The organism is Phycisphaerales bacterium, assembly GCA_035627955.1.
In the GTDB taxonomy this organism is placed as follows: domain Bacteria; phylum Planctomycetota; class Phycisphaerae; order Phycisphaerales; family UBA1924; genus JAEYTB01.
This window is the reverse complement of the sequence record DASPKU010000012.1, coordinates 14,390-32,147: the sequence shown is the minus strand read 5'-3', so window position 1 is coordinate 32,147 and position 17,758 is coordinate 14,390. Positions and strand designations below refer to the sequence as shown.

At 68.6% G+C, this 17,758-nt stretch carries 14 protein-coding genes and 1 tRNA gene; 9 read left to right on the top strand and 6 right to left on the bottom strand.

Annotated elements, in window-relative coordinates; translation table 11 throughout:
* Nucleotides 1-42: 42 nt before the first annotated feature.
* From VD997_09930 to VD997_09920, 3 genes are all read right to left on the bottom strand, one after another.
* On the bottom strand, nt 43-702 hold the full coding sequence (locus VD997_09930) for a hypothetical protein (GenBank protein HYE62304.1): 660 nt from the start codon (nt 700-702) through the stop codon (nt 43-45).
* 131 nt (nt 703-833) lie between these two features.
* Entirely contained in the window at nt 834-1,160 is a 327-nt protein-coding gene (rplU, locus tag VD997_09925; GenBank protein ID HYE62303.1) for a 50S ribosomal protein L21, read from the bottom strand.
* Nucleotides 1,161-1,234: 74 nt separating this feature from the next.
* Nucleotides 1,235-2,350, bottom strand: a complete 1,116-nt coding sequence (locus VD997_09920) for an SDR family oxidoreductase (GenBank protein HYE62302.1) — start codon at nt 2,348-2,350, stop codon at nt 1,235-1,237.
* A gap of 171 nt (nt 2,351-2,521) precedes the next feature.
* Here VD997_09920 and VD997_09915 point away from each other — a divergent pair.
* From VD997_09915 to VD997_09900, 4 genes are all read left to right on the top strand, one after another.
* Nucleotides 2,522-2,604: transfer RNA gene (locus VD997_09915), tRNA-Tyr, on the top strand.
* 95 nt (nt 2,605-2,699) lie between these two features.
* Nucleotides 2,700-2,969, top strand: a complete 270-nt coding sequence (locus tag VD997_09910) for a UPF0175 family protein (GenBank protein ID HYE62301.1) — start codon at nt 2,700-2,702, stop codon at nt 2,967-2,969.
* 9 nt (nt 2,970-2,978) lie between these two features.
* Nucleotides 2,979-3,434 carry a DUF3368 domain-containing protein gene (locus tag VD997_09905; protein HYE62300.1) on the top strand — a complete coding sequence of 152 codons (456 nt, stop codon included), beginning with the start codon at nt 2,979-2,981 and terminating at the stop codon, nt 3,432-3,434.
* A gap of 2 nt (nt 3,435-3,436) precedes the next feature.
* Nucleotides 3,437-3,985 (top strand): shikimate kinase, encoded by a 549-nt coding sequence (locus VD997_09900; GenBank protein ID HYE62299.1) that lies wholly within the window; start codon nt 3,437-3,439, stop codon nt 3,983-3,985.
* Here the strand turns inward: VD997_09900 and VD997_09895 are convergent.
* Both VD997_09895 and VD997_09890 read right to left on the bottom strand, forming a co-directional pair.
* The gene (locus tag VD997_09895) at nt 3,975-5,981 is read right to left on the bottom strand and encodes a vWA domain-containing protein (GenBank protein ID HYE62298.1); all 2,007 of its coding nucleotides are present in this window, start codon (nt 5,979-5,981) and stop codon (nt 3,975-3,977) included. The two genes, VD997_09900 and VD997_09895, sit on opposite strands and share 11 nt — an antisense overlap.
* Nucleotides 5,982-6,088: 107 nt before the next feature.
* On the bottom strand, nt 6,089-6,532 hold the full coding sequence (locus tag VD997_09890) for a MarR family transcriptional regulator (protein ID HYE62297.1): 444 nt from the start codon (nt 6,530-6,532) through the stop codon (nt 6,089-6,091).
* A 145-nt stretch (nt 6,533-6,677) separates the two neighbouring features.
* Here VD997_09890 and VD997_09885 point away from each other — a divergent pair, with 145 nt between their 5' ends.
* Both VD997_09885 and VD997_09880 read left to right on the top strand, forming a co-directional pair.
* Entirely contained in the window at nt 6,678-7,988 is a 1,311-nt protein-coding gene (locus VD997_09885) for an efflux RND transporter periplasmic adaptor subunit (GenBank protein HYE62296.1), read from the top strand.
* Nucleotides 7,989-8,073: 85 nt separating this feature from the next.
* On the top strand, nt 8,074-11,220 hold the full coding sequence (locus VD997_09880; GenBank protein HYE62295.1) for an efflux RND transporter permease subunit: 3,147 nt from the start codon (nt 8,074-8,076) through the stop codon (nt 11,218-11,220).
* 112 nt (nt 11,221-11,332) lie between these two features.
* On the opposite strand, the gene VD997_09875 is transcribed toward VD997_09880, so the two are convergent.
* Nucleotides 11,333-12,817: an amidohydrolase family protein gene (locus VD997_09875; protein ID HYE62294.1), complete on the bottom strand. Its 1,485-nt coding sequence runs from the start codon at nt 12,815-12,817 to the stop codon at nt 11,333-11,335.
* Between the two features lie 273 nt (nt 12,818-13,090).
* Here VD997_09875 and VD997_09870 point away from each other — a divergent pair, with 273 nt between their 5' ends.
* Genes VD997_09870 through VD997_09860 form a run of 3 tightly spaced genes read left to right on the top strand, consistent with a single transcriptional unit; the run spans nt 13,091 to nt 17,757 of the window.
* Nucleotides 13,091-13,999, top strand: a complete 909-nt coding sequence (locus VD997_09870; GenBank protein ID HYE62293.1) for a Fic family protein — start codon at nt 13,091-13,093, stop codon at nt 13,997-13,999.
* An 8-nt stretch (nt 14,000-14,007) separates the two neighbouring features.
* Nucleotides 14,008-15,993, top strand: coding sequence for an FAD-dependent oxidoreductase (locus tag VD997_09865; GenBank protein ID HYE62292.1), 1,986 nt, complete (start codon nt 14,008-14,010; stop codon nt 15,991-15,993).
* A gap of 15 nt (nt 15,994-16,008) precedes the next feature.
* A complete protein-coding gene (locus VD997_09860) occupies nt 16,009-17,757 on the top strand; it encodes a cation:proton antiporter (protein HYE62291.1) in 1,749 nt (582 codons plus the stop codon).
* The last annotated feature ends 1 nt before the right edge of the window (nt 17,758 follow it).

Here is a 17,758-nt window from a genome sequence, read left to right as displayed (position 1 = left end):
GCCCTTGGAAAGGAGGTTGGTGAGCGGCGCCAGTTCGACTTGTTAGTTGGACTTCTTGTCGACGACCTTGCCCATGGGCATGCCGGTGCGGGCGACGGGGGCGGGGACCTTGCGGAGGCTGCCAGCGCCGGAGGCAATGTCCTTGACGTTCTTGTTGGGGGTGCTGGGCTTGAGGTTGGGCCCGGGGGCGGGCTTGGGGAGCATGGTGCCCTTGGTGGCGTACGTGGTGAGCACCTTGCCGGTGCCGCCCTGCATGACCATCTTGCTCTCGGTGACCTTGGCGTTGAACTTCTGGCCGTCGCTGGTGACGACGCGGGTGATGGAAGCGGTGCGGCCGGTGGAGCCCTTCACCGTGATGGCCTGGTTCTGGCCGGTGGAGATCGCCTTCTTCACGGCGTTGTTGGCGGCCTTGGTGCCCAGGCCCGACGCGGCGACCTTGTTCTGGTCGTGCTTGGTCTTGAAACTCGTGGCGGTGTCGATCTTGCGGTCGACGAGCTTCTTGTCGGTCATGCCGACGTGGCGCGAGCGGGAGTGGCCGCTGCCCTCATCCTGGTTGAGCTTGGTGTTGGCTTTCTGGATGGGCGAGGGCTGCGGCTTGGGCGGAGCCTTGGGGATGACGTTCTTGGGGGCCGGCTTGGGCGTGGGCTTGGGGGCGGGTTTCGTGTTTTTGGGGCCGGTTTGCTTGGTGTTCATCTTGGACATTGGCGACTCCTCCCGGTGTGGGGCGTGTGGTGTACCACGGGAGGGGTGGGGGAGCAAACGGGCTCGGCGGTGCGCGCAGAAAAAACCCCGAGCCTGCGCTCGGGGCTCTTAGATGCTGTGTGATGGCCTGATCAGCCCTTGATGCCGGTGACCTTGACCTTGGTGTAGCGCTGGCGATGGCCGGTCTTCTTCTGCCATGTCTTCTTGGCCTGGAAGTGCTGGATGTGGAGCTTCTCGCCCTTGACCATGGGCTCGATCACCTCGGCGGTGACGGAGGCGCCGGAGACGAAGGGGGCCCCGACCTTGGCCGCGCCGCCGACGTCGCCGACAACGAGGACGTTGCCGAAGGTGATGGTCTTGCCGGCCTCGGCCTTGCCCTCATCGATCAGGTCCACGAGGATGACCTCGCCCTGGGTGACCTTGCGCTGGCTGCCGGACTCGTCGATGATGGCGTACATGCGGAACTCCAAGTAGGGCCGGAATAGTAGCGCCAACCCTCGTCCGGGCAAGGGGGGCGGGTCATCGACGGGGTTCAGGCGCGGGCGAAGGCGGCGCGGCGGCCGGCCTGCAAGGGGCGGCGGGGGAGGAGGTTAGCGGCCAGGGGGCGCTGGCGGGCCCGTCCGGCAGCCCTGAACGTGGGGATCAGGGACGCGGCCAGCAAGCCGAGGGTTGCGAACGCGGCGGGGGCGAGCCAACGGCGGTTCATGTCGGCCCAGAGGGCCCAGCTGACGTCGCGGGAGCGGTGGTCGAAGTCGCCGTGGGCTCCCTGGTCGCCCGGGACGGGGGAGAAGAGGGCGTCGGGCTGGTCTGGGTCGTTGGGGCCGTCGTAGAGGGCGTGGTCGAGGGCGCTGGTGGCGAGCCAGCGGTCGGCGGTGCGGGGGGCGATGCGGTTGCCGAAGACGGCCTTGATGGTGGGCCAGCCGACGAAGAGCTCGCGTCGGGCGTGGGAGACGGACCAGAGGATGGCTTCGGCGGCCAGCTCGGGCTGGTAGATGGGCGGGATTGGCTGGACGCGCCTGGGCATCTTGTTGCGGATGGTCCGGAAGGCGGGGGTGTTCATCGCCGGCAGGTGCACGAGGGTGGTGCGGACCCTCGAGCGCCGGTGCATGAGCTCGACGCGGAGGGACTCGGTGAAGCCCTTCACGGCATGCTTGGCGGCGCAGTACGCGGAAACGAAGGGGATCGAGCGGTAGGCGAGGGCGGCGCCGACCTGGATGATGACGCCGCGGTCGCGGGGGAGCATGCGTTTGAGGGCGGCGAGGGTGCCGTAGACGTAGCCGAGGTAGGAGACCTCAGTGACACGCTTGAACTCGTCGGCGGTCATGTCCCAGGTGGGGGCAAAGACGGCGGTCATGGCGTTATTGACCCAGACGTCGATGGGGCCGAAGGCCTCTTCGATGGTGGCGGCGGCGGACTCGACGGCGTGTGGGTCGGAGACGTCGGTGGGCACGGCCATGGCCCTTCCACCGGCGGCTTCCACATCGCGGACCGTGCCGGCGAGGCCGTCCTCGCCGCGGGCGAGGAGGCCAATGGTGCAGCCGCGCCGCGCGAAGGCGATGGCGGTGGCGCGGCCGACGCCGGAGGAGGCGCCGGTGATGACGATCACCTGAGCCCGGGTGGGCCCGTGTGGGGTGTTGTCGGCGGGCATGGGGTGGAGCGTCGCCGAGGCGTGTGGGAGGGCGGGGTGGCGGGGGGTGCAGGTGCGCTCATGCCGGGAGCGTTCATGCGTTGGGGTTGGGGCGCGGCGTGGAAGCGCGGGGTGGGTGCGAATACACTCCCACCCCTCGTCCCGGCCGGTCCGGCTGGATGGGGGAGCCCTGGGCGAGTGCCGGAGCGGTCAAACGGGGCAGACTGTAAATCTGTTGGCGAAAGCCTACGGGGGTTCGAGTCCCTCCTCGCCCACTTGGATGAAGCCCCGCCGATCGGCGGGGCTTCGTTCGTTTTGCTGCTGGTGTGGGGTTCGCGTGGCGGGAAGGTGGTTCGCTACGATCGGGGGTATGAAGGTGGAGATCCCCGATGACATCCTGAGGGCGGCGGGGTGGAGCGAGCGGGATGTGCTCGTGGAGCTTGCGTGCCGACTGTTCGAATCGGAGAAGATCGAGCTACCTGACGCGGCCCGGCTGGCGGGGCTCGATCGTGTGGCCGTGGAGGGCGAGCTCAAGAAGCGGGGGATCGCTCCTTACAGGTACACCGCTGATGACCTGGAGCTCGACCTGCGATCGCTGGCGCGTCGGCAGGTGCGGCAGCAGCAGCGGAAGGGCGCCTGAGTGCTGGTAGTGAGCGACACGTCGCCGCTGCGGGCGCTTGAGTCGTTGGGACTGCTTGACCTGCTCACAAAGCTGTACGGGCAAGTGCTGATACCTCCCGCAGTGGAGGCAGAGCTGTCGAAAGGGAACGCATTCCCGAAACTGCCGTGGCTGAAGGTTGTCGCGCCTGGCGATCGCGCCCGGGTTGAAGAGCTGCAGGCACGCCTGGGGCCTGGCGAATCGGAGGCGATTGCGCTCGCGTTGGAGCTGGGCGCTGAGGTCCTCATTGATGAGCGGGCGGGCCGGAGCGCTGCGGTGCAGCTGGGGCTCGAAACCACTGGCGTTCTCGGAGTTCTCCTTGAGGCGAAGTCGCGCGGGCATGTGGGCGAGGTGCGACCGCTCATTGAGGCGTTGATCGCGCGGATCCAGTTCCGGATTTCAACGGCAGTTCTGGATCAGACGCTTCGAGCGGCAGGGGAGCTCTAGCGGTGAACGAAGCGCCGCATGGTTGCATGATCGTGCTGATGGGGCTGCGAGGTGCGGGGAAGTCGACAATTGGGAGGCTGATCGCCGGTCGGCTCGGGCGTGAGTTCGTCGACCTTGATGACGAGACTGCGAAGGTGCTGGGCTTTGCGGGTGCTGGCGAGGCGCTGGGTGTTCGCGGGTTGGAGGCGTTCCGTGCGGCGGAGGTCGCGGCGTTGCGAGCGATGAGCGGACGGTCGGCCAGTGTCGGTGTGCTGGCGCTGGGTGGGGGGACGCCCACGGCGCCTGGAGCAGTTCAAGCTCTGCGGAGCATGGACGGAGTTCGCCTCGTGTACCTGCGGGCGAGCGCCTCGGAACTGCAGGCGCGGCTGCGTGGGGATACGACCGCGCGGCCTCCGCTCGTCGGCAGTGACGCCGTTGCGGAAGTGCCTGACGTGCTGAAGGCACGTGACGGTCTGTACCGTGCAATCGCGGATGTCGTGGTCGAGACCGACGGGCTCACCTGCGAGCAGATTGCTGATCTGTTGATCGAACAGCTGCGGATTATGCCCTGATCGACCAGCCGTAGATGAACCATTCGAAGGCGAGCATGGCCGCGGCAGCGAGGACGAACCACCACCAGACCTCGCGCGTGCCGGAGACGCCGGTGACGCCCTCGACCGGTCGGCCAGCGACTTCGAGGGCGGGCGGGCTGGCGAGGGCGCTCTCGACGTCGTCGGCGAGGTTGATGACGAGGGCGTTGTCGAGCGCCGGACCGGTGACGAGGTAGACGCCGGCGCGGGGCAGCAGGCCGGCGCTGAGGGTGGAGGCGCTGGGCTTGTCGGCCTCGCGGAGGACGAGCTCGACGGGGCCGCGGAGGGTGACGCGGCCGGGGGTGTCGGGGCGGAGGCGGACTTCGGCCGGCTCGCCGGTCTTGAAGGCGCGGCCAGCGGCGGCGTCGGCGCGGAGTGTGAGGAAGTCCACCGCGTCAGACAGGAAGATGGGGAAGCCGGCCTGGAGCGGCCAGTTTGTGTGTGAGAGGTCGAATGCGGCGACGAGGCGTCGGGTGCCGGACGCATCGGTGACGAGGGCCATGAGGGGGCCGTCGAGGCCGCGCATGAGTTCCTGGGGGGCGGGTGTGGGCGGAGTGCCGGGCTGCGGGGGCGGGGGCGTTTCGATGACGAGCGGCGTGCTGCGGGAGACGAGCACGCTGTCGAGGGCGACGTTGCGGAGGATGGGGTGCGAGCGCTGCCAGAAGAGGATGTTGGTGGGGCCGGCGGTTCCGGCGGCGGTGAGGAACGTCAACATGGGCACCGCGCCGAAGTGGATGGTGGGGGCCGGGGGGAGACGGGTGGGGCTTACGCGGTCGAAGACGATGAGGTCCGCGGCGGCGAGGTCGCCCGTCGCGGCGTTGCGCTCGTACTCGCTGGCGGGCATGCGGCGGAAGGAGCGGGAGCGGAGCTCGGTGAGCACATCCTCCAGGATCCAGGTCGCGGCGGTGAGGCTGCTGGTATCGGCGGCGTCGTCTGGGACGACGAGGAGGATGGAGGGGCGCTCGGCGGGCGGGAGGACCGCGCCGGCCATGTTGTCGGCGGCGAGCGTGTCGTCGCGCCCGATGGTCGCGAGCAGGACGCCGCCCGTGGTGTTCTGGAGCTCGAAGATGGCGCTCTGGCGCGCGGGGCCGGCTGGGGTGGCGGCGGCGAGGTCGATGGCGCGGCTCTGGAGAATGGTGCCGTCGAGGGAGAGCGACAGGGGGGCGGCGAGGGGTTGGTTCCCGGTGTTGAGGACGTCGACGAAGACCCGGGCAGTGGCGGGGTCCGCGGCATCGCGGCGTACGGAGAAGCCGACGATTCCAAGGTTGTCGAGCTCCTGAGCACCCACGCGCTCGAAGCGCAGGCGGCTGGTGGATGCGGGCAGGCGGCCCTGGTCGCGGAATGAGCCATCGCTGAGGAGGAGGGTGGTGGGGGGCTCGCCGCCGTCGGCTTCGGCGTCGGAGGCGCCCGCCGCGATGGCGTCGGCGAGCTTGATGGCGGCGGACAGGTTGCCGGGCTCGTCGGTCTGCTGAAGGCTGTTGACGGCGTCGGCAATCACGGCGCGGGAGCTGGTGAATCCGGTGACGGCGCGGGCATCGGCGGCGAACGCGACCACGCACACTTCGCGCCGGCCACCGCCGGAGCGGAGCTCATCGACCAGGTCAAGGGCGCGGCGCTTCGCCTTGGTCAGTCGCGAGAGCGGCTCGGGCCCTTCGGTGGGCTCGAGCGCGCCCATTGAGGCCGAGGTGTCCATCAGCAGGATGACGCGCTCCGCGGCGGGCGCGCCCTGGAGCAGCGCGGGGCGGCCCAGGGCGGTGCAGAAGCAGGCGAGGATCAGCAGGTGCAGCAGCAGCAGCCATGAGGGGCGGAGCATGCGCAGCGGCACGTTGGCCTGCACGTCCTCGGTGGCGCGCGGCCAGAACATGATGGTGGAGACGCGGACGGGCCGGCGGCGGAGTTTGAGCAGGTAGAGGACCAGCAGCGCGGGGATGGTGATGGCCGCGGCGAGGAGGGCGGAGGTGGGGTCGAGGAGGGTCAACCCTCGGAGGGTAGAGGGGAGTTCGGCGACGAGTGCGGGTGTGTGAACCGCATCGATGGTTACACCACCCGGGACTTCGTCGAGGACTCCTCAGTCCCGGCGTCGGGTCATTCCTCTACGAGCGGCGCGAGCGCGGCTTTCAGTCCCGCAACTTGTGCGCGGGTCAGATTGGACATGCCGGGGACGTCGGCGAAGAGCTTGGCGACGAAGCTGTCGCGGAGTTTGCGGCCCGCGGCGGTCGTTTGCAGGATCTTTACGCGGCGGTCCTCGGGGTCCTCGGTGCGGGAGATGAGGCCGCGTTCTTCGAGGCGGTCAACAACGCCGGTGATGTTGGAGGGGTCGCAGCACATCTCGGAGGCGAGGGTGCGCATGGGCGCTTTATCCCCAAGGCCCAGCAGGAGTTTGGCCTGCACGGGGGTGAGGTCGTGGCTCTTGGCGATGCCCTCAAAGTGAACGCGGAGGCGCTCGACGTAAGCGAAGAGGACTTCGACCACCTCGGCGCGGAGCGCGGCGTCTGGGTCCTTGGGGCGTGGGATGCGGCACTGGGGCATCAGGAGTGAGTGTAGCGGAACAGTTGAAAACCTCAACTATCGAACATAGGGTTCTTTCCACCCGGGCCGGGAAGAGATCCGAGAGCACCGGGGCGAGCGGGCGCCGCGCGGCGCCGTGAGCCTGGAAGGGCAGCGAGCACCACCCATGAAGCACAAGCCGATTATCGCCGGCGTCCTGCTGGTCGTCGTTCTTCTCGTCGCGGGCGGCGGGGTTTACCTGTTCAAGAAGCGTCAGGATAAGGCGGCCGAGAAGCCGGCAATGACGCCGATGTTCACGGTGGACGTGGTGCCGGTTGAGAAGGTCTCGTGGTTCGAGACGGCGCGGCTTGTGGGCACGGTGGTCGCCAAGCGCTCGGTGCAGGTGGCCAATGAGGTCTCCGGGACGGTGCGCGAGGTGATGTTCGACACGGGCGATGAGGTGCAGGCCGAGCAGGTGCTGCTCAAGCTTGATACGCGGACCGAGGAGGCCGACCTGGCGGCGGCGAACGCGGCGATGTCGGTGGCGCAGAAGGGCGTCGAACTCGCGCAGGCGGACCTCGTGGTGGCGCAGTCGAACCTGGAGCTTGCAAGGAGCAACCAGCAGCGGTACTCCACGGCCAGCGGCGCGGTATCAGCGTCCGAGATCGACCGCGTGAACGCGGACCTGCGGAAGGCGAACGCCGATATCGAGCGGGCGCAGTCGGCGATATCGAAGTCGCGGGCGGAGGTTGAGCAGGCCGCGGCGCGGGTGGCGCAGATACAGACGGTCATCGACAAGAAGACGATCACGGCTCCGTTCCACGCTCGCGCGAGCATCCGCACGGTGCACCCCGGGCAGTACCTGCCCGAGGGCACGCCCATCATCATGCTGGCCGAGATCACCGACGACATCTACCTCGACTTCGCGATCCCGCAGGAGTACGCAAGCCGCGCCGTGCCGGGGCTGACAGTGGTGGCGCAGTCGGAGGTGCTGGGGCCGGATCTCAAGATCACGGTGCTGTCCGTGGATTCGCAGGTGAACCCCAACACGCGGAACATCCGCGTGCGGTCGACGATCCCCGACCCCGAGCACAAGCTGAAGCAGGGCATGTTCATCGATGTGGTGGTGCCGCTGGAGGCCCCGCGTGACTACCTGGCGATCCCGACCACCGCGGTGCGTCGCGCGGCGTTCGGCGATCACGTGTGGGCGGTGGTGCCCGCGCCCGCCGAGAAGCAGATGCCGGGAATGCCGCCGCTGTTCATGGCCAACACCATGATGGTGGAGCTGGGCCCGGACATCGGCGGCAAGGTGCTGGTGAAGAAGGGGCTGCAGGGGAACGAGGAGATCGCCGCGGGCGGGTCCTTCAAGCTGTTCCCGGGGGCGACGGTGATCAAGGCGCAGGCGGGGCCGCCGGGCGGCGGTCCGGGGGGGCCGGGGGCTCCGGAGGGCGCGGCTCCGAATGCCGGCACTGAGAAGCCGGTGGCGAGCAGCAAGTAAGCCAGAGCACTAAGTCAGCAGAGTCAGCGGCAGCGGTGGGGCGAGCGTTCCGCGGTTGTTTCAGAGCACATACAAGAGCACACGAATGAAGTCGTTCACCGACATCTTCATCAAGAAGCCCGTGCTGGCGATCGTGATCAACCTGATCATCCTCGCGGTGGGGTTCCAGGCGATCTCGCACCTGCCGGTGCGGCAGTACCCACGCCTGGAGTCCTCGGCAGTCACCATCCAGACGTTCTACATCGGCGCCAGCGCGGAGACCGTGCGCGGGTTCATCACGACGCCGATCGAGAAGGCGGTGTCGGCGATCGACGGCATCGACTACATCGAGTCGAGCTCGACCGCGGGCGTGAGCATGATCACGGTGCGGCTGCGGCTGAACCACGACAGCAACGACGCCCTGGCGGAGATCTCGGCGCGCCTGAATCAGGTGCGGAGCGAGCTGCCGCAGGAGGCCGAGAGCCCGGTGATCGAGATCGTGCGGACGGACAAGCCCTACGCGACGTTCTACATCGCGATGCAGACCGACACGCTGACGCTGCCGCAGCTGAACGACTACATGGCGCGGGAGCTGCAGCCGGAGCTGCAGAGCCTGCCGGGCGTGCAGAAGGCGGGCATCGAGGGGCCGCGGGCGCTGGCGATGCGGATCTGGCTGGACAGCCGCAAGCTGGAGGCGTTCGACGTGACGCCCTTCGAGGTGCAGAGCGCGCTGGTGCGGAACAACTTCGTGGCGACGGTGGGGCGGACCAAGGGCGCCGAGGTGCAGATCGACCTGGTGACCGACACCGACCTGCGGAGCCCCGAGGAGTTCCGCCAGCTGATCGTGCGGCAGGTGCAGGGCACGATCGTGCGGCTGGGGGACGTGGCGCGGGTGGAGCTTGGGAGCGAGGAGCCGATGGGGCAGGCCGGGTTCAACGGCAAGCCCGCGATCTGGTTCAGCATCTGGCCGCTGCCCAGCGCTAACGAGCTGGACGTGGCGAAGGCGCTCAAGGCCAAGCTGGCGGAGCTGCAGCCGACGCTGCCGTCGGGCGTTGAGATGACGCTCGCCTACGACGGCACGTACTACATGGAGAACGCGATCCGCGAGATCCGCACCACGCTGATGGAGACCATCGGGATCGTGGCGTTGGTGGTGTTCATCTTCATGGGGTCGTTCCGGACGGTGCTGGTGCCGCTGGTCGCGATGCCGGTGTCGCTGGTGGGGGCGTGCCTGGCCATCCTGCTGATGGGCTTCTCGTTGAACCTGCTGACGATCCTGGCGATTGTGCTGGCCGTGGGTCTGGTGGTGGACGACGCCATCGTGGTGGTGGAGAACGTCGAGCGGCACGTGCAGGAGGGCAAGACGCGCCTGCAGGCGGCGCTGATCGGGGCCCGCGAGCTGATGGGGCCGGTGGTCGCGATGACGATCACGCTGGCGGCGGTGTACGCGCCGATCGGGTTCCAGGGCGGGCTGACGGGGATGCTGTTCCGCGAGTTCGCGTTCACGCTGGCGAGCGCGGTGATCATCTCTGGCGTGGTCGCGATCACGCTCAGCCCGATCATGTCGGCGAAGATGGTGCCCGCGGGCGGGAAGGAGAGCCGCTTCCAGCGGTTCGTCAACCGCCGGTTCGAGACGATCCGGCGCGTGTACGCGCGGCAGCTGGACTTCGTGCTCCAGATGCGGTGGGCGGTGGCGGTGTGCGCCCTGCTGATCACCGCGGCGGCGGTGCCGCTGTACCTGAAGTCCCGCAGCGAGCTCGCTCCTACAGAGGACGAGGGCGTGATCTTCACCTTCGTGCAGGCGGCGCCCGATTCGTCGCTCGAGAACACGATCAAGTCGTTCAACCAGGTCGGCGACATCTTCCTCAACGTGCCCGAGCGGAAGTTCTACTTCCAGGTCGCGATGGTCAACAGCGGCTTCGGCGGCATCCAGACGCAGGACTGGGGCAAGCGCGACCGCACCACGGCGCAGATCAAGGACGGCGACCCCGCCAAGCACGGGATGGACGGGCTGTACGCCCAGCTCTCCATGGTGCCGGGGGTGATGGCGTTCCCGCAGACCCCGCCGCCCCTGCCGGGCGCGGGGCAGTTCGACGTGGAGCTCGTGATCACCAGCACCGACGAGGCCGAGGACATGGCCCCGCTCGCCGGGCAGCTCGTGGGCGCGGCGTTCCAGTCGGGCAAGTTCCAGTACGCCGACACCGACCTCAAGCTCGACCTGCCGCAGACCAAGATCGTCATCGACCGCGAGAAGGTGGCGGACCTGGGGCTGGACCTCGCGAGCGTCGGACGGGACCTCGCAGTGATGCTCAGCGGCGGGTACACCAACCGCTTCAACTACGAGGGCCGCAGCTACAAGGTCATCCCGCAGGTGGAAGACCTGGACCGCTCCACCCCGGAGAAGATCCTGGACCTCAAGGTGCGCTCGGCCAACGGCGGACTGGCGTCAGTGCGGTCGTTCCTGGAGCTCGAGACCAAAGCGGGGCCGCGGGCCTTGACGCGGTTCCAGCAGCGCAACAGCTTCAAGGTGTTCGGCGGCGCGGCCCCGGGCGTGACCAAGGCTGAGGCCCTCACCGCCCTCGAGGACGCGGCCCGCAAGGTCCTGCCCGCGGGGTACACCATCGACTACGCCGGCGAGAGCCGCCAGATCCGCAAGGAGTCCTCCTCGCTGGTCACGACGCTGGGCCTGGCCCTGGGGCTCATCTACCTCGTGCTCGCGGCCCAGTTCTCCAGTTTCCGTGACCCGCTCATCGTGCTGCTGGGGTCGGTGCCGCTGGCGATCACCGGGGCGCTGCTGTTCACCTACCTGGGCTTCACGACCCTCAACATCTACTCGCAGGTGGGGCTCATCACGCTGGTGGGGCTGGTGGCCAAGAACGGCATCCTCATCGTGGAGTTCGCCAACCACCTGCAGGAGCAGGGGCTCAGCAAGTTCGAGGCGGTCAAGCAGGCCTCCGCTACGCGCCTGCGGCCCATCCTCATGACTTCCGCGGCCACGGTGTTCGGCCACTTCCCGCTGGTGCTCGTCACCGGCGCCGGCGCCGAGGCCCGCAACAGCATCGGCATCACGCTGGTGGCGGGGATGACGATCTCGACGCTGTTCACGCTGTTCGTGGTGCCGTGCATCTACATGCTGATCGCAGCCCAGCACAAGCACGCGGAGCTCGATGCCGACGGGCTGCCGATCGAGCGGCTGCCGGCGCGGGCGCCGGTGCTGAACGGTGTGCACCAGCGCGAGGTGGTGATGTCGTAAGCGGGGCCGGAAACACGGGGAGAACCACGAGCCCTGTGCGCGAGCACAGGGTTCTTTCTTTGCAGGAACCGTGGGTGCAGGTATCCCCTGTGCTTGCGCACAGGGCTCGTGCTTACTCCTGCGGCTTTTTGGGGGCGACCGAGGCCTCGATCTGCTTGAGCAGGTCATCGAGCGCGGCGCGGTCGAGCCACTTGCCGCGCACGCAAACCGCCTCGATCTTGCGGGTGTTCGCAATGTCGTTGGTCGGGTCGGCGCTGAGCAGCACCAGGTCCGCGCGCTTGCCCGCGGCGATCACCCCGAAGTCCGGGTCAATCCCAGCGCCCGAGCCCTTGTTCGGGAGCGAGCGCAGGTAGTCGGCGGGAGTCGCGGTCGCGGCCTTGAGCGCCTGCGCGGGCGAGAGGCCCGCGCGGACGAGGGCCTCAAGCTCCTCGTGGAGGGCGAAGCCTGTGACGAGGAAGAACTGCGGCGAGTCGGAGCCCGCCATCAGCGGCACGCCCTGCTTGTTGAGCTCGGCAACGAACGCTGCCCGCACGCGGGTGAACCAGGGGCCCAGCTCCCCATCAGAGAACGGGCCGTTGTCGACGGTGTGCTGCCGCTGCTGCTCCCACTGCTTGACGGCGTTGGGCATGATGTACTTGATGCCCGGCTTCTTGAGCAGGGTCTCGTTGGTGGTGTTCACGTCGGCGATGAGGTCGAAGAGCGCGGCCGTGGGGGTCACGGTCACTCCCGCCTTCTTGATGCGGGCAACAACCGCAGGGACTTGCGTGAGGTCCGCGGCGTCCTTCACGTGCGGGGCGGGCATCTGTGCCCAGCCGTGCTCGGCGCCCGGGGGGCAGATGGCGGCGAGCAGGCCGTCCATGTGCTCAATTTGCATGGTGGCGGCGAGGGCGCGGTCGAGGCCAACCTCGTTGTCCACGTGCCCTGCCACGGCGATCCGCTGCTCGCGGGCGGTGTTCTGGATGGCCTCGTACACCTGCGGCACAATGACCCGGTGCGACTTGATGAGGTCAAAGCCCCTGGCCTTCTGCGCCGCCACGGCCTCGCGGGCCTTGTCGGCGGTCTTGTGCGCCTGGGCGTTCATCGGCGGGCCGGCGAAGTAGCAGAGCGGGCCGACGAGTTCGCCGGTGGCCATGCGGCGGCGGAGCTCGATGTGGGCATCGTGCCCGATCATCCCGCGGGCGGTGGTAACGCCGTTGGCCAGCAGCAGCGCGGCCGCGCGCCAGGAGGGGTCGCCCTGATCGCCAGCGAAGGGCGGGAAGTGGACGTGCATATCGCAGAGGCCGGGGATCAGGAACTTGCCCGAGCCATCAACCTCCGTCGAACCCTTGAGGGAGACGGGCTTGTCGGTGATTTCAGCGATCTTGCCGTCACGGACAACGACGGTGCGCTTGGGCAGCGTGCCCGCGTCGGTCATAGTGATCACTGTGACGTTGGTGATGACGACGGGCACAGCGCCCAGCGGCTTGACTTCGAGCTTTGTGGTCGGCTGCTGAGCAGCTTCGGCCTGCGGCGGCGTTGCCGGCGAGGGTACGGCGGGCTGGGCCACTGCGGCGCCCGCGAGCATGGTGCACACCGAGAAGCCTGCAATCCGCATCATCGTTTTCACTGCCGCAGACGCGCGCATAACCCCTCCGTCCGGATAAGTCACCCCGCCCGGGTGACAAGATGCGGTGGGCGTGCTGATCCGTCGGACAGGCGCCGAATTCCGGCGCACCCCGGTCGCACAACGTGGCCGCCGCAAGGGCCTTGGAGCGAGTTGCGCGAACCTTCGCCCTCCGGTGCAACCGCTGGTGACCAGACGCGAACGGGTGTCGGTCCCCGTCAGGGGATTGTGTTGCAGGGTTGCTGTTTGCAGGTCACGGAACCGTTCATGACTGACCCGGTCGGCAGGCTGCCGGATGGCTCGGAGTACCTCCGGTACATCCCACCGCTGCCGCTGGACGCGCGGTGGCAGCTGCCGGAGGACACCGGCGGCCTGCGGGCGGCGTGGCTTGCACTCCGCACGGCCCTGTCCGAAGCGGGGCGGCTCGACGCGGCCATGCGCACGCTGGTTGAGCACTGGGCCTCGCGCGGGCTGCTGGTGCGCCCGATCCAGGTGAGCGGGCGGTCGCACATCGCGATGATGCTGGAGATCGGGATCGACGCCGCAGTCGCGGCTTCGGCGGAGGTGAGCACCGATCTTTCGAAGTGGCCGACAGAGGCCGGGCGTCGGCAGAGCGCCGACCTGCTGGTCGGCGTGATCAAGCAAGGGGTGGACATCGCGCCCGCCGAGGTGGCGCAGCTGCACGCGCTGCTCTGCCCCACGCTGCGTCCGCCCGCGGTGCCTGGCATGGTGCAGGACCCCGAGGTGCTCCGTGACAGCCGCGGCAAGTGGCGGCGGCACATGGTGCTGGTCATCGACGGGGAGGGCGTGCGGAAGGACACGGCGCCCGTTGACCGGGTTCTGCCGTCGATTGCGGAGGCCATACGGGCGAATGCCGCGGCGAGGGCCGCGGGGGTGCCGGCGCTGGTGCGTGCGGCGTGGGTGCTGCACGCGCTCGGCGTGATCCATCCCTTCTATGACGGCAACGGGCGGCTGGCGCGGACCCTGGCCTCGGCGGTGATGATCCGCGCCGGGGGCTTCCCCCTGATGCTCCCGCCCACGGCCCACCCCACGTACCTGCATTGCGTGTCCACGGCACGCAAAGGCGACCCCGCTCCCCTGGTCCAGTTGTTCGCGAACGCGCAGCGGCTGGTGGTGCGGGATGCGGTGGAGTTTCTGAGCCGGGGCGTCCCGTAAGATTGGGCGTGCAGGCGTACAGGGTCATCGTGGTGGGGGGAGGGCACGCGGGCGTGGAGGCCGCGTGGGCGGCGGCCAATGTGCTGGGTGGGTCCGCGATTGGAGCCGACGGGCCGTCAGTCGCGCTTGTCACGCTCGACACATCCAAGATCGGGGTGATGTCGTGCAACCCGGCGATCGGCGGCCTGGCGAAGGGCCAGCTCGTGCGAGAGGTGGATGCGCTCAACGGCCTCATGGGGCTGGCGACGGACGCGACGGGCATTCAGTTCAAGGTGCTGAACACGAGCAAGGGGCCGGCGGTGCACGGGCCGCGGGCGCAGTGCGACAAGCACGCGTACGCGGAGGAAGTGCAGCGTCTGATCGCCATGCGCCCTGAGATCGAGCTGGTGGCGGGGAGCGTGGAGCGGCTGGTGGTGGAGCGCGGCGAGCTGCGCGGGGTGGTCGTGAAGCGGGCGCCTTCCGGTGAGGTGCTGGAGCTGCACGCGGGCGCGGTTGTGCTGACCACTGGCACGTTCATGCGGGGGCTGATGCACACCGGCGAGCGCAGGACGGAGGGCGGGCGGTTCGGTGAGGCAGCGGCGGTGGGCATCTCGGGGGCCTTGCGCGAGCTGGGGTTCGAGCTGGGGCGATTGAAGACGGGAACGCCGCCGCGGTTGAAGCGGGGGTCGATCGACTGGGACGGACTGCCGCAGCAGTGGGGGGATGAGCGGCCGGCGCCGTTCTCCGATCTCACGGGATCGAAGGAGTCGATTGCGCGAGCAATCGGAGGTGCTTTCTCTGAGGACTTCCGAGCGGAAGGCGAAGAGGAATGCACTCGATCGCTTGCGCGTTCGGTTCTGTTCGAGCGCTTCCCACTCCTGCCGCAGGTCGCGTGTGCCCAGACGCACACCACGCGCGCTGTGCACGAGATCATCCGTGTCAACCTGCACCGCGCGCCCATGTACTCGGGGCAGATCGAGAGCGTGGGCCCTCGCTACTGCCCCAGCATCGAGGACAAGGTCGTGCGCTTCGCCGAGCGCGAGACGCACGGCGTGTTCCTCGAGCCCGAATCGCTCCGCGACGACTGGGTCTACTGCAACGGGATTTCCACCAGCCTGCCGGCGGATGTGCAGGACGCGATCGTGCGCTCGATGCCGGGCTGCGAGCGGGCGGAGGTGTACCGCTACGGGTACGCGGTCGAGTACGACATGGTGCGCCCGCACCAGATCCGCGCCACGGGCGAGACGAAGCTGGTGCGGAACCTGTTCCTCGCGGGGCAGATCAATGGGACCAGCGGCTATGAGGAGGCCGCGGCGCAGGGGCTTGTGGCGGGCGTCAATGCGGCCCGGCGTGCGACGGGCCAGGGTGAATGGGTACTGGGGCGCGAGCAGGCGTACATCGGCGTGCTGATGGACGACCTCGTGACCAAGACCCCGATCGAGCCGTACCGCATGTTCACGAGCCGCGCCGAGCACCGGCTGCTGCTGCGGGCGGATAACGCCGCCGACCGGCTGACGCCCGTGGCGCGGGAGGTGGGGTTATTGGAGAACGCGTGGGGGCGGGTGCGGTCGCGGGTGTTTGCTTTGCGCGGGGAGCAGATGCGGGCATTGCACGCGGCCATCGATGCGGCGCGGGTTGAGGGTGTGCCGCTGGGGCGGCGGATGATGGCGGCGGAGTTCGAGTTGGACGACTTGCGGCGGGATCTGGAGGAAGTGGGTGACGAAGACATCCGATCGCTTGCGCGATCGGCTGTTTCGGCTCTGACCACTGTGTACGCCGACCGCCGGTATGAGCCCTATCTGGTGCGGCAGCGGGCGGAGATCAAGCGGCAGGCGGAGCTCGAGCACCGCCGTCTTCCAGAGAATGCCCCGTACGAGTCGTTCCACCAGATGCGGACCGAGGCCCGCCAGGCGCTGGTGAAGTTCCGGCCGGCCACGTTCGGGCAGGCGGGGCGGCTGGAGGGGATGACCCCGGCGGACCTTACACTGCTGGCCGTGCTGGTCGCCCGCAAGTGAGCCATTGAGACGCCGATGCTGATTGCACTGCTCGCCGAAACCGCCGCGGAACGCAACTTCGCTCTGGACCTCGTTGTGGTCCTGGCGATGGCGGCGCTGGTGGCGCTCGCGTTCAACCGTTTTCGGCTGCCCTCGATCCCCGGGTACATCATCGCCGGCGCGCTCATAGGGCCGCACGCGTTCCAGATCATCCGCACGGCTGGGCGCGTCGAGGAGATCGGCCACCTTTCGACCATCCTCCTGCTGTTCATCCTCGGCCTTGAGCTCGACATGGCCAGGGTCAAGAAGGGGCTGTTCTCGATCGTGGGCGGCACGACGCTGGCCACCGCCATCATGGTGCTCCTCGCCTGGGGCCTGGCCTACCTCTTCGTCGGCAGCGTGCCGGTGGCGCTCGGGATCGCCCTTGCGATGGGGTTTACGGCCACGGCGGCGCCAATCCGCATGATGGAGCAGCGGCGGGAACTGCACACGACCTACGGGCGGCTGGCATTCGGCATGTGCCTGTTCCAGGACCTGCTCGCCGTGGTCGCCCTTGCGGTGATCCCCTTCCTGGCGCTGTGGAACGGCACTGCTGTGAACCAGGAGGAGACGACGCCGCTGCAGGCGCTCCGCGCGGGCGGCATCGCGGTCGCTGGCATCGCCCTGCTCCTGCTGTTTGGGCGCTTCGTGCTCCCGAAGATTTTGCGGGAGGCAAGCCGCTATGGCGGCGAGGTCATGATCGTGGTCTCCGCGGCCATGGCCCTCGCGGGCGCGATGTACACCGCGTGGCTGGGTTTCAGCCCGGAGATGGGCGCGTTCCTGGGCGGCTTCATGCTGGCGAGCACGCCCTTCCGGTTCCAGGTCTCGGGGCAGCTGATCCCGATGCGCGACCTGTTCCTGGCCGTGTTCTTCACCGCGGTCGGTCTCGCGGTGCCGCTGCGGGACGTCGCGAGCTCGTGGTGGGTCGTGCTGCTGGGGCTGCTGGGGCTCGCGTTCGTGCGGCTGGTCGGGATACCGCTGGCATCGTGGGCGCTGGGCGCGTCGCTGCGGGTGGGCGTGCTCGCGGCGGTCACCCTCGTAGCGGCGGGCGAGTTCACGCTCATCATCCTGGCGAAGGGGCGTCAGGAGGGCTTGTTCACGGAGGAGTACGTCGCGCAGGCGGTCGCGGTGGTCGCGTTCTCGATCCTGTGGTCACCGCTCATCGCGGCGCTCGGGCGGCGGGTGGCTCCGCGCCTTGAGTCCGTCCGAAATGCGCCCTGGGTGCAGCGTTCGATGCTGCGGGAGGAGCCCGCGGCCGTTGACGGTGTGGCCGACGCCCAGGGGGACAAGTTCAAGGTCATCATCGCGGGATTCGGGCCGGTGGGGCGGGCTGTGGCCGATGCGCTGCAGCCGGAAGGCGTGGACATCACAGTGGTGGAGCTCAACCCCAACACCGTGCAGCGGCAGGTGCTGCTGGGTCGCAAGATCGTCTATGGCGACGCCAGCAACCCCGAGGTGCTGCACTCGGCCGGCATCGAGCATGCCGACGCCGTTGTGCTGACGATGCCCGATGAGGAAGCCATGCTGCGGGCCTGCCGCACGGTGCGGATGCTCAAGAAGGACGTGTTCCTCGCGGCCCGCGCCAACGCACTGAGCAAAGGCCTGATGGCGATGCAGCTCGGGGCTGATCACGCGGTGGTGGAAGAGATGGCCACCGCGGAGGCGATGGGCAAGGAAGTGCTGCTGAAGGTGAAGGACCGGATGGCGGGGGCCGATACGGGGCCGCGGTTGTACGAGTTTCAGTGAA